Source organism: Pseudomonas sp. AC070, from assembly GCF_979258635.1.
The window spans coordinates 775,351-786,750 of the sequence record NZ_OZ409871.1; the positions used below are offsets into that span (position 1 = coordinate 775,351).

The following is an 11,400-nucleotide window of genomic DNA, read 5'->3' on the forward strand; positions in this document are numbered from 1 at the left end:
AAGGGCAACGGCCCCTCTCCCCCGGCCCCTCTCCCGCAGGCGGGCGAGGGGAGCAAAACAAAGCGCGATCAGTCCCCTCTGCCCACGAAGTGGGAGAGGGTTAGGGAGAGGGTTTTCCTACCGCCCCAAATAAACCTCAATCACCCGTTCATCCGCCTGCACATCGGCCAGCGACCCTTCGGCCAGCACGCTGCCTTGGTGCAGCACGGTGACGTGGTCGGCAACGGAGCCGACAAAGCCCATGTCGTGCTCCACCACCATCAGCGAGTGCTTGCGCGCCAGCGACTTGAATAGCTCGGCGGTGAATTCGGTTTCGGCGTCGGTCATGCCGGCCACCGGTTCGTCGAGCAGCAGCAGCTGTGGGTCTTGCATCAGCAACATGCCGATTTCCAGGAATTGTTTCTGCCCGTGGGACAGCAAACCGGCGGTGCGCTGCCGCGAGCTGTCGAGGCGAATGGTGGTCAGCACTTCATCAATGCGGTCGCGCTGCTCGCCGCTCAATTTGGCGCGCAGGCTGGCCCATACCGACTTGTCTGTTTTCAGCGCCAGCTCAAGGTTTTCAAACACACTCAGGGCTTCGAATACCGTGGGTTTCTGGAACTTGCGGCCAATGCCGGACTGGGCGATTTGCACTTCGCTCATTCGCGTGAGGTCGAGGGTTTCGCCGAAGTAGGCTTTGCCGTTATCGGGCCGGGTTTTGCCGGTGATCACGTCCATCATCGTGGTCTTGCCGGCGCCGTTCGGGCCGATGATGCAGCGCAACTCACCGACGCCGATGTACAGGCTGAGGTTGGTTAATGCCTTGAAACCGTCGAAGCTGACGTTGATGTCTTCCAGGGTCAGGATGGTGCCGTGGCGCACGTCCAGGCCCGGCCCGGCGGCACGGCCCAAACCCAGGGAGTCGCGGCTGGTGCCGGCGTCGCTGTTGGGGTTCTGGTTCGCCGGGTCGTAGGCCGGTTCGAGCATAAATTCGGGTACGGGCGTGGCGCGCATTTACTGTTCCCCCTTTTTACGCAGCAAGCCGATCACGCCCTTGGGCAGATACAGCGTCACCAGAATGAACAAGGCCCCCAGGGCAAACAGCCAATACTCGGGAAAGGCCACGGTGAACCAGCTCTTCATGCCGTTGACCAGCCCGGCGCCGAGCAGCGGACCGACGAGGCTGCCGCGTCCGCCAAGCGCCACCCACACGGCCGCTTCGATGGAGTTGGTCGGCGACATTTCACTGGGGTTGATGATGCCCACCAGTGGCACATACAGCGCCCCGGCGAGGCCGCACAGCACGGCGCTCAGCACCCAGATAAACAGCTTGTAACCGCGCGGGTCGTAGCCGCAGAACATCAGGCGGTTTTCCGCATCGCGCAGGGCAGTCAGCACCCGGCCGAACTTGCTTTTCGCCAGGCGCCAGCCCAGCAGCAGGCTGGCGGTGAGCAGCGCGACAATCGCCAGGAACAACACCGTACGGGTGCCTTGGGCGGTGATGTCGAAACCCAGAATGGTGCGGAAGTTGGTGAAGCCGTTGTTGCCGCCGAAACCGGTTTCGTTGCGGAAGAACAGCAGCATGCCGGCGAAGGTCAGGGCCTGGGTCATGATCGAGAAGTACACGCCCTTGATCCGCGAACGGAAGGCGAAAAAGCCGAACACCAAGGCCAACAAACCGGGCGCCAGCACCACCAGGCACATGGCCCAGAGGAAATGCTGAGTGCCGGTCCAGTACCACGGCAATTCAGTCCATGACAGAAACACCATGAATGCCGGCAGGCCGTCGCCCGCGCTTTCGCGCATCAGGTACATGCCCATGGCGTACCCGCCGAGGGCAAAGAACAGGCCGTGGCCCAGCGACAACAACCCGGCGTAACCCCACACCAGGTCAAGCGCCAGGGCGACGATGGCGTAGCAGAGAATCTTGCCCACCAGCGTCAGCGTGTAGGCCGACACTTGCAGTGGGTTGTCGGCTGGCAGCAGGTGCAGCAGCGGCAGAATCACCAGAATGGCGAGCACCACGGCGCCCACGGCGAGGGTCAGTTTGGGGCCGGCTTTCTGCGCCAGCGTGAGGCTTATTGGCTGGTTCAATCGATCACCCGACCTTTAAGTGCAAAGAGGCCCTGCGGACGTTTCTGAATAAACAGAATGATCAACGCGAGGATAAGGATTTTGCCCAGTACGGCGCCGATCTGCGGTTCCAGAATCTTGTTGGCGATGCCCAGGCCAAAGGCGGCCATGACACTGCCCGCCAGTTGCCCGACGCCGCCGAGCACCACCACCAGAAACGAGTCGATGATGTAGCTCTGGCCGAGGTCCGGGCCGACGTTGCCGATCTGGCTCAGCGCCACGCCACCGAGCCCGGCAATGCCGGAGCCAAGGCCGAAGGCGAGCATGTCTACGCGACCGGTCGGCACGCCGCAGCAGGCGGCCATGTTGCGGTTCTGGGTGACGGCGCGAACGTTGAGGCCCAGGCGGGTTTTGTTCAGCAGCAGCCAGGTGAGCAGCACCACAAACAGGGCGAAACCGATGATCACCATGCGGCTGTAAGGCAGCACCAAATTCGGCAACACCTGCACGCCGCCGGACAACCATGCCGGGTTGGCCACTTCCACGTTTTGCGCGCCAAACAGCACACGCACCAACTGGATGAGGATCAGGCTGATGCCCCAGGTTGCCAGCAAGGTTTCCAGCGGGCGGCCGTACAGATGGCGAATCACCGTGCGTTCGAGCGCCATGCCGATGGCGGCCGTGACAAAGAACGCCACCGGCAGCGCCACCAGCGGATACAAGGCCAGCGCATCGGGGGCGAAACGCTGAAACAGGATTTGCACCATGTAGGTGGAGTAGGCGCCGAGCATCAGCATTTCACCGTGGGCCATGTTGATCACGCCGAGCAAGCCAAAGGTAATCGCCAGGCCAAGGGCTGCGAGCAGCAGAATCGAGCCAAGCGACAAGCCGCTAAAGGCTTGGCCCAATAGCTCGCCGAACAGCAGTCGACGCTTCACTTGCGCCAGGCTGGTTTCAGCGGCGGTGCGCACGGCGGCGTCGGTTTCTACCGCCGGGTCGAGCAAGGTTTCCAGCCGCGTGCGCGCCAGCGGCTCGCCGGTGTCGCCCAGCAGGCGCACGGCGGCCAGGCGAATGGCCGGGTTGGGGTCGATCAGCTGCAAGTTCGCCAGCGCGAGTGAAAGGGCGCCGCGCACGGTGTCGTCGTCTTCGCTGGCAACCTGGGCATTGAGCAACGCCAACTGCGCGGGCTTCGCGCTTTTTTGCAGTTGCTGCGCGGCATTCAGGCGCACGGCCGGGTCTTTGTCGAGCAACTGGTGACTGGCTTGCGCGGTGCCGATCAAACCGCGCAGGCGGTTGTTGAGCGGGATTTTCTTCGGCGTCGAAGCCGGTTGCGCCTCGCCACCTTCAGCGGCTTGCCAGCCGGTGCCGGTTTGAATGAACGGGGCTTTATTGCTGTCGCTCGCCAAACGGCCTTGTTGAAGGGCTTCGATCAGCGGCAGGCGGTTGGCGTCTGGCTGCGCGGACCAGGTTTCCAGCAACGTGGCCTGTTTGGCGGCGTTGGCAGCGACAAAATCTGCTGCATCGCTGGCCTGCGCGACAGGCGCCAGCAGGGTGAGCAGCAGCATGAGAAAAAGTGGGGGGCGGAGCAGGGCAGTGAGCATGGAAGCGTCCTTGAGGGTGGTGCCGGACGAAGGGTGCAGGGTGCGTTAGCCGCAGCCCTCTCCCCCAGCCCCTCTCCCGCAAGCGGGCGAGGGGAGACAAGCCAGGCAGCGCAGGTTTCAAACCGTGCGCCGCTCAGGCCCCCCTCTGCCCACGCAGTGGGAGAGGGCTGGGGAGAGGGTTTTGTCTTTTCGAGCGGAACCGTCTTACTTCGACTTAACCGCGTAATCCGGCTTCTTGTCGTTCCCGGGGATGTACGGGCTCCACGGTTGGGCGCGTACCGGGCCTTCGGTTTGCCAGACCACGTTGAACTGCCCGTCTTCCTGAACCTCACCGATCATCACCGGCTTGTGCAGGTGATGGTTGGTTTTGTCCATGACCATGGTGTAGCCGTCAGGCGATACGAATTCCTGGCCCGCCATGGCTTCGCGCACTTTGTCGACGTCGGTGGTGCCGGCTTTGTTGACCGCCTGGGCCCACATGTTGATACCCACGTAGGTGGCTTCCATCGGGTCGTTGGTCACTGCGGTTTGGTAGTTCGGCAGGTTCTTTGCCTTGGCGTAGGCCTTCCAGCTGTCGACGAATTTCTTGTTGGTGGGGTTATCCACTGACTGGAAGTAGTTCCACGCAGCCAGTTGGCCCACCAGCGGTTTGGTGTCGATGCCGCGCAGTTCTTCCTCGCCCACCGAGAACGCCACCACCGGCGTTTCGGTCGCTTCGATGCCCTGGTTGCCCAGCTCTTTATAGAACGGCACGTTGGAGTCGCCATTAACGGTCGAGATCACTGCCGTCTTGCCGCCAGCGGAGAACTTCTTGATGTTGGCAACGATGGTTTGGTAGTCGCTGTGGCCGAACGGGGTGTAGACCTCTTCGATGTCTTTGTCGGCTACGCCTTTGCTGTGTAGGAAGGAACGCAGGATTTTGTTGGTGGTGCGCGGGTACACGTAGTCCGTGCCCAGTAGGAAGAAGCGCTTGGCTGCGCCGCCGTCTTCGCTCATCAAATACTCAACGGCTGGAATAGCCTGTTGGTTCGGCGCGGCGCCGGTGTAGAACACGTTCGGCGACATCTCTTCGCCTTCGTATTGCACCGGGTAGAACAGCAGGCCATTGAGTTCTTCGTACACCGGCAGCACCGATTTACGCGACACGGAGGTCCAGCAACCGAAGGTTACGGCGACTTTGTCTTGAGTCAGCAACTGGCGGGCTTTTTCAGCGAACAGCGGCCAGTTGGAAGCAGGGTCGACCACAACCGGCTCAAGCTTTTTGCCGAGCACACCACCTTTGGCGTTGATTTCATCGATGGCCATCAACGCCATATCTTTGAGCGACGTTTCCGAAATGGCCATGGTGCCGGACAGCGAATGCAGAATGCCGACCTTGATGGTTTCGGCAGCTTGCAGGGTGTAAGGGAACAGGCCGCTGAGCAGCAGGGTACTGGCAGCGAGGGTAGCTTTGAGGAACGGGCGGCGTTTCATCGGGGGAAGCTCCTGGGCGGTCCGTGCACATCACTGGTGGAAGGCAGATGGTTTTTATCAGTGGGTGCGCTTGTCTCTAAGGCACCAATCTCTAGCCACAGCGGGCAGTTGCGTGAATTCCGGCTGCGCGTCAAAGCAATGGCAGCATCCGTGCCAAATCGCGGAAACCGCGTGGCCATGCGCTTAACCGCCTGCTCTGCTTCCCCGTGCGCCTATTCAATGCTCCGTATTGGTGCATTTTTGCGCCCTTTTTCCTAGCGCGGGCGCGTTTGTGTTCTGTTTTGTCGCTTTCAGAACAGCAGAGGCACTATCCCGCTTGCGGTTGTGTATGGATATACAGTAGTCTGGATGCCTTCTCCAGGTCGGAACCTTCCCCGCTTCCGGCCCATTAGCAGCTCTTGTATGGAGCTGCTTTTTTTTGCCTGTCTGTTGACCATCACATCCTACGACGCCAGCGAACTGCATCGGTTTTCATCGCGTTATCCAGTTGTTCAAAAGAACTCTCCGAACTGCGCTTCGGACTCAGGCGATTTGTTTGCGCAACAACCCTGACTACCTTCTTGTTCCGACGACCAACGCGGATGCCGCTGGTTTCTTAATGATTTTTCAGTCAGGAGTTGTATATGGGTCACTCACAATCAATAGCGGAAATGCAGGCCAAAGAAGATGAGTACCGGGCGTATATAAACAAGATCGAAAACGAGCTTGAGGAAAAAGCAAAGAAACACGGCGATGAAATGCAGGCGAAGATCGAAAGTTTCTACAAAGACAACGACTACGATAAAACCGATTTTATCTCCGGCCGTAACTCGGACTTTATGCAGGCCTCTGATTGGTCGCTTGGTAATGTGAAGAAAATAATCGACGCCATTGCCAAAGCCGTATTGGGCGGGGAAGGCATAGTGCCGCCGGGCGTAGAAGTCAATAAAGCCGTTGACCTCGGTAAATCGGTTGCCAACTTAACCAGTCTGCAAACCTACGTGGCCGGCAAATGCTTTGAAGTGTTGGGCGGCATCGTCGAGAGCTTCGGCAGCGCTAGCTCGGTATCGTTTAACTCGTCTTACAAGAGCCAACCGCTCGGCAACGGCATGCATCTGTTCGCCACGGTGGTTTGCGACTCGTACAAGTCGACCGGCTTTTTCGAAAACCAGCAGATCTACCAGTACCTGTATATCTATGAAGTTAAATACTCGGTAGGTGAAGCGCAAACACAAGCGAAAATGGAGCTGACCAAACTTTACGAAGATCAGATCGCCACATTCACCGAGAAAGTTCATGGCTTCCTAGATCAGCTTGGGGCGGACAAGATTACCCCCGAGCAGTATCAGTCCAGTGTTGAAATTTACAGCGACTTAATTGCCAACAGCACCAAGGCGCTCGCCGGGTTGCGCGCGAAACTGATGCTGGCGGCCCGCTAATTTAGCCCACTCGCAGCCCTTAAACGGGCTGCTTTGTTATCTATGAGAGTTCGATATGAGCTATGAAATTGCGCTCTGGCGCGTGCCTGCGCCGGTTGTGAAAGAAGGTAAGTATTCAAGTGTTATTGAAGATCGCGGAGTCCTGAAAAAAGCCATTGCCGATAGCAACTCAAACTATCTGTTCAGCGAAGTGGGCCCTGGCGTGCAGCCGCTGGCCATTATTGGCACGCGTATGGAAATAGCCGCCTACCTGATCGGCAAGAAAGACAAAAAGGTCGTTAATAAGATCGCAGCCCTCCCTGACATTTACATGGGCATAACGCCTTACAAAAAGGGCGAACGTTTTCGTGGTTTGTTTCCCGCTCAAGACTTCGGCATTCAGCTGTTCGGCCAGTTAGCCAAATTCTTCCCCAATGTGGCTGATCTCAAGGTTCCAGCGTTTGTCGACGCCGCCGGACTGCCGGGCGAGGTAAAGGAGCTGTTGTCTGTGTTGGAGCGCTTCAATCGCGAGCAAGGCGAGTCGCAGGGTGACTTGGTGTACTTGAAGCTCAGCTATTTACCGGAAGACCAGATGAGCAAAATCGGCACGTCCGAAATTTCGTTCGCCGCGATCCTTAATCTGCTGGCAGTAGCCAACAAAAAGTAAGCGAACCCGGAGACCGCGATGATCATCGACTCCACCACCTACCGCTCACGACTGGGTTTCGACAGCCGGGTGCGCTTTTTGGTTATGCATTACACCGCATGCGATTTCGCGGCCTCCATCCAGGCGTTGACCGGGCCGAAGGTCAGTGCGCATTACCTTGTTCCGGACCTCGAAGACCCGACCTATCGCAACGCCGGCTTTAGGGAAATGCGCGGCTTCAATCTGGTGGAAGAATCAGAGCGTGCCTGGCATGCAGGCGTGAGCGCATGGCGTGGCCGCAACAACCTGAATGACAGCTCCATTGGTATCGAAATCGTAAACCAGGCTCACGAAGGTGCCGACGGCCTGCCCGTTTTTCCTTCCTATAGCCGCGCTCAGATCGACGCTATAAAGGCGATTGCGCTGGATATTTTGCAGCGCTACCCCAGCATCGAGCCGCGCAATGTGGTGGGGCATAGCGACATCGCGCCGCTACGCAAAATTGATCCGGGGCCCATGTTTCCCTGGCACGAGTTGTACCGGGCCGGCATCGGCGCCTGGTACGAGGACGCCACCAAAAATCGCTACGTCCAGGAATACACCATGGCGGGCGTCGAACCCCGCGAGTGCCTGAATCTACTTGCTCGTTTCGGTTACGACGTAAGCGTCGCCACCGATGCCGACGGTAAGCGCAAGTTGATTCGCGCCTTCCAGCTGCATTTCCGCCCCAGTAACTACGACGGTGTGCTGGACGTTGAAACGGCGGCAATCCTGGCTGCGTTAACCGAGCGCTATTGCTGAGAATTGCTATGTCCATAAGCGTGAAACAACTGCTGCAAATATTCCCCGCCAGCCCTTCGCGTGTCAGCCTGTTTGCAGAGCCGCTGAGTGCGGCCATGCTGGCGTATCACATCAATAATCCCGCGCGCGCGGCCGCCTTTGTTGCTCAAGTTGGCTATGAAAGCGCGCACTTCAATCACTTGGTTGAGAGCCTCGCCTTCGACGCATCACGTTTGGCAGTCGTGTGGCCGAACCGCTTTGCCGAGGGGCCGGGCAAACCCAATGCGCTGGCACTAAAACTCGGTGGGCATCCCGAGGCGATTGCCAATTCGGTGTATGCCAACCGGCTTGGCAATGGTCCGCCGGAGTCGGGGGATGGCTGGCGCTTTCGCGGACGGGGGCTGATTCAGCTGACCGGACGCAGTAATTACCAAGCAGCGGGCGTGGCGTTGGGTCTGGATTTGGAAAGCAAACCTGAATGGCTTGAGGAACCCGGCTACGCCTGTTTGTCGGCGGCCTGGTTCTGGACAGTGCATGGCTTGAATGAGCTTGCCGATGCCGGCGATTTCAAAACCATTACCTCGCGCATAAACGGAGGGTTGAACGGTTATGACGGCCGCGCCGCCTTGTGGGCAGCGGCGCGCCGGGCATTGGCGGAGTCGTCACAAGGTGAAGCGGTTGACCAGATTGTTAAGGTCGACAGCCAGGCGTGAAAGATCCTGGCTGGCGGCGCTGGTTTCGTGCGCGCCGGCTGAGGTTTGTTGAGCCAGGTCGCGGATGTTTACCAGGTTGCGGTCCACTTCTCGGGCCACTTGCGCCTGTTCTTCCGAGGCACTGGCGATCACCAGGTTGCGCTCGCTGATGTGGCTGATCGCCTGGGTGATTTCGGCCAGCGCAACGCCAGCGGCGCGCGCCAGTTCAAGGGTGCTGTTGGCGCGCTGAGAGCTGCTCTGCATGGCGCTCATGGCTTGATCTGTGCCTTGCTGAATGCCACTGATCATTTGCTCGATTTCCTGGGTCGACTGCTGGGTGCGGTGCGCCAGGGCACGCACTTCGTCGGCCACCACGGCAAAGCCGCGACCGGCATCACCCGCCCGCGCGGCCTCGATGGCCGCGTTCAGGGCCAGCAAGTTGGTTTGTTCGGCAATGGAGCGAATCACGTCGAGCACCTTACTGATGTCACGCACTTTGGTCGCCAGTTGTTCCACGTGTTCGGAGGTGGTGGATACATCGCCGGCCAGGTCGCTAATGGAGTTGACGGTTTTGTCCACCTGCTCCTGGCCGACGCGGGCGGTGCGATCGGACGCATTGGAGGCTTCCGAAGTGGCCACGGCATTGCGCGCCACTTCGTCCACGGCGGCGGTCATTTCGTTGACGGCGGTGGCGGCTTGTTCGATTTCGTTGTTCTGCTGGTGCAGACCGCGGCTCGAATCTTCGGTGACCGCGTTGAGTTCTTCGGCGGCGGAGGCGAGCTGGTCGGACGACTGGGCGATGTGGTGAATGGTGTCTTTCAAGCTCTGTTGCATGGCCCGTAATGAACCGAGTAGCAGGGCGGGCTCGTCGGTGCCATTAACCTGAATGGTGGTGGACAGGTTGCCCTTGGCCACGGTGGCTGCCACCTCCATGGCCTCGTTCAACGGCGTGACGATGCTGCGCGTGAGCAGCACCGCGAGAATGCCGGTCAGCGCGGCGGCCACCAACATAAAAGCCACCACCACCATCACCGCATGGTCGTAGTTGCGGGCCGACTGTTTCGCCTCCTCATCCGCGCCCACGCGGTTAATTTCCATGAGCTTTTCCAACTGCGCACCGAGGCCGTCGGAGTAGGTTTTGTACTCGCCGGCCAGAAAGGCTTTCATCTCGTCGACTTTGTCGGCGCTGGAAAGGGCGGCGAGCTTGCTGTTGGCTTGGTAGTAGCTCTCAAGCATGGCTTTGAAGGCTTGGTACTGGTCGCGCTCGGCGGTGCTGTTGATCAGGGGTTCATACGCGGCCTGGGCCTGGTGCAACTGCTGGGTCAGCTCTTGCTGGCGACTGATGACGGCCGGCAGTTGCGTGTCGCTGCGTTCAACCACAAAGCGAAAGGCGAGAATGCGCAGGCGCAACATTTTTTCATTGATAACGCCTAGCGCGGCGTAGCTGGGCATGCCGTTGTCGTTGAGATCGACGGTGGTGGCGCGGATGTCCTTCATTTTGCCCAGGGCAAAAAGTCCGAGGAGCACCACCAGCAGCGCCACCAGGGAAAAGCTGAAAATAGCCCTCGGCGCAATCTTCAAACGACGTAACAGCATGGCAAAACACCTCATTGTGTTAGGAGTCGGAGCGTCTGGCTGCTCCGTGTTACGGGCCTTATAGGGCTATATCGTCAAACACTGCGCGAACATGAGTTGGCAAACGTTTGCGTTTACACTGCGCCGCTTTACCCGCCGCGATAAACCGTTATGCACAGTTCCGCTCTAGCCGCTCTTCACACCCATTTGCTCACCGAATTGGCTGGCGACCTCAGCCATGCGCGCCGGTTGTTTCACGGCCGTGGCCTGCGGTGGCCGGGGCTGGAGGAGATCACGGTCGATTGGCTGCAAGGCGTGGTGTTGGTGTGGTTGTTCCGCCAGCCCAGTGATGACGAGCTGGCGGCGCTGACGGCAACCCTGTTGAACCTAACGCAAAGCCCCGAATGGCAACGTGCACAGGCGCACAGCCTGTTGCTGCAACATCGCTACAAGGAAGGCGACAACGCCCAGGGTGAACTTCAGCGTAGCCGCGCCGAATGGATTGTGGGTGGGCCGCATGAGCAATGGATCATCAGCGAAGATGGCCTGCGCTTTGAGCTGGACCTCGGCCAGAAGCAGAACACCGGTCTGTTTCTGGACATGCGCTACGGCCGGCGCTGGGTGCGTGCGCAGGCCGACGGCAAGCGCGTGCTCAATCTGTTTGCCTACACCTGCGGGTTCTCGGTGGCGGCGCTGGCCGGTGGCGCTCGCCAGGTGGTGAATCTGGATATGGCCAAAGGCGCGCTCAATCGTGGCCGCGACAACCATCGCCTGAACGGGCAAGACCTCAGCCGCGTGAGCTTTCTCGGTCACGAGCTGTTCAAGTCGTGGAGCGCGGTGAAGCGCCACGCGCCGTACGACATGATCATCATCGACCCCCCCACGTTCCAGAAAGGCAGCTTCGCCCTGACTCAGGACTACGGCAAAATTCTGCGCCGTTTGCCTGATCTGCTGAACACCGGCGGCGTGGTATTGGCCTGCGTGAACGACCCGCATATCGGTCCCGAGTTTTTGATCAACAGCATGGCCGAACACGCTCCGGCCCTGTGCTTTGAGCAGCGCCTGGATAACCCGCCAGAGTTCGCCGATGTGCACGAGCACGGCGGGCTCAAAGCCTTGGTGTTTCGCCAGGCACGCGACGGGCAAAATGCCCCCGCGTCCGACGCACAAAACCCATAAGCTGC

The 11,400-nt window shown here is 59.5% G+C and carries 10 protein-coding genes and 1 pseudogene; 5 read left to right on the top strand and 6 right to left on the bottom strand.

The genetic code is table 11. From position 1 onward, the window contains the following. Nucleotides 1–117: 117 nt before the first annotated feature. From urtD to urtA, 4 genes are all read right to left on the bottom strand, one after another. Nucleotides 118–993, bottom strand: a complete 876-nt coding sequence (urtD, locus tag ACZZ0Q_RS03335) for an urea ABC transporter ATP-binding protein UrtD (RefSeq protein WP_463540083.1) — start codon at nucleotides 991–993, stop codon at nucleotides 118–120. Next, entirely contained in the window at nucleotides 994–2,073 is a 1,080-nt protein-coding gene (urtC, locus tag ACZZ0Q_RS03340; RefSeq protein ID WP_463550555.1) for an urea ABC transporter permease subunit UrtC, read from the bottom strand. It abuts the gene before it with no gap. Further along, entirely contained in the window at nucleotides 2,070–3,653 is a 1,584-nt protein-coding gene (urtB, locus tag ACZZ0Q_RS03345) for an urea ABC transporter permease subunit UrtB (protein ID WP_463560277.1), read from the bottom strand. Before urtB ends, urtC begins: the two co-directional genes overlap by 4 nt. A gap of 204 nt (nucleotides 3,654–3,857) precedes the next feature. Next, nucleotides 3,858–5,126, bottom strand: coding sequence for an urea ABC transporter substrate-binding protein (urtA, locus tag ACZZ0Q_RS03350; protein WP_463540082.1), 1,269 nt, complete (start codon nucleotides 5,124–5,126; stop codon nucleotides 3,858–3,860). Between the two features lie 623 nt (nucleotides 5,127–5,749). On the opposite strand from urtA, the gene ACZZ0Q_RS03355 reads away from it, so the two are divergent. From ACZZ0Q_RS03355 to ACZZ0Q_RS03370, 4 genes are read left to right on the top strand one after another with little or no spacing between them, the layout of a single operon-like run. Further along, nucleotides 5,750–6,544: a hypothetical protein gene (locus ACZZ0Q_RS03355; protein WP_463540081.1), complete on the top strand. Its 795-nt coding sequence runs from the start codon at nucleotides 5,750–5,752 to the stop codon at nucleotides 6,542–6,544. A 55-nt stretch (nucleotides 6,545–6,599) separates the two neighbouring features. Then, on the top strand, nucleotides 6,600–7,190 hold the full coding sequence (locus tag ACZZ0Q_RS03360) for a hypothetical protein (protein WP_463540080.1): 591 nt from the start codon (nucleotides 6,600–6,602) through the stop codon (nucleotides 7,188–7,190). 18 nt (nucleotides 7,191–7,208) lie between these two features. Next, a complete protein-coding gene (locus ACZZ0Q_RS03365; RefSeq protein ID WP_463540079.1) occupies nucleotides 7,209–7,970 on the top strand; it encodes an N-acetylmuramoyl-L-alanine amidase in 762 nt (253 codons plus the stop codon). 8 nt (nucleotides 7,971–7,978) lie between these two features. Next, nucleotides 7,979–8,662, top strand: coding sequence for a glycoside hydrolase family 19 protein (locus ACZZ0Q_RS03370; RefSeq protein ID WP_463540078.1), 684 nt, complete (start codon nucleotides 7,979–7,981; stop codon nucleotides 8,660–8,662). On the opposite strand, the gene ACZZ0Q_RS03375 is transcribed toward ACZZ0Q_RS03370, so the two are convergent. Next, nucleotides 8,612–9,475, bottom strand: coding sequence for a methyl-accepting chemotaxis protein (locus tag ACZZ0Q_RS03375; protein ID WP_463542246.1), 864 nt, complete (start codon nucleotides 9,473–9,475; stop codon nucleotides 8,612–8,614). The genes ACZZ0Q_RS03370 and ACZZ0Q_RS03375 overlap by 51 nt on opposite strands. Continuing rightward, a pseudogene (locus ACZZ0Q_RS03380) lies at nucleotides 9,467–10,252 on the bottom strand (MCP four helix bundle domain-containing protein); the annotation flags it as partial. The pseudogene ACZZ0Q_RS03380 and the gene ACZZ0Q_RS03375, both read right to left, overlap by 9 nt. 135 nt (nucleotides 10,253–10,387) lie before the next feature. On the opposite strand from ACZZ0Q_RS03380, the gene ACZZ0Q_RS03385 reads away from it, so the two are divergent. After that, the gene (locus ACZZ0Q_RS03385) at nucleotides 10,388–11,395 is read left to right on the top strand and encodes a class I SAM-dependent methyltransferase (protein WP_463560279.1); all 1,008 of its coding nucleotides are present in this window, start codon (nucleotides 10,388–10,390) and stop codon (nucleotides 11,393–11,395) included. The last annotated feature ends 5 nt before the right edge of the window (nucleotides 11,396–11,400 follow it).

Excerpts from the sequence above, each read along its gene's own strand:
- ACZZ0Q_RS03360 (WP_463540080.1), top strand. The coding sequence starts at position 6,600 with ATGAGCTATGAAATTGCGCTCTGGCGCGTGCCTGCGCCGGTTGTGAAA.
- urtA (WP_463540082.1), bottom strand. The coding sequence starts at position 5,126 with ATGAAACGCCGCCCGTTCCTCAAAGCTACCCTCGCTGCCAGTACCCTG.
- ACZZ0Q_RS03370 (WP_463540078.1), top strand. The coding sequence starts at position 7,979 with ATGTCCATAAGCGTGAAACAACTGCTGCAAATATTCCCCGCCAGCCCT.
- ACZZ0Q_RS03365 (WP_463540079.1), top strand. The coding sequence starts at position 7,209 with ATGATCATCGACTCCACCACCTACCGCTCACGACTGGGTTTCGACAGC.
- urtB (WP_463560277.1), bottom strand. The coding sequence starts at position 3,653 with ATGCTCACTGCCCTGCTCCGCCCCCCACTTTTTCTCATGCTGCTGCTC.
- ACZZ0Q_RS03355 (WP_463540081.1), top strand. The coding sequence starts at position 5,750 with ATGGGTCACTCACAATCAATAGCGGAAATGCAGGCCAAAGAAGATGAG.
- urtD (WP_463540083.1), bottom strand. The coding sequence starts at position 993 with ATGCGCGCCACGCCCGTACCCGAATTTATGCTCGAACCGGCCTACGAC.
- ACZZ0Q_RS03375 (WP_463542246.1), bottom strand. The coding sequence starts at position 9,475 with ATGCAACAGAGCTTGAAAGACACCATTCACCACATCGCCCAGTCGTCC.
- ACZZ0Q_RS03385 (WP_463560279.1), top strand. The coding sequence starts at position 10,388 with ATGCACAGTTCCGCTCTAGCCGCTCTTCACACCCATTTGCTCACCGAA.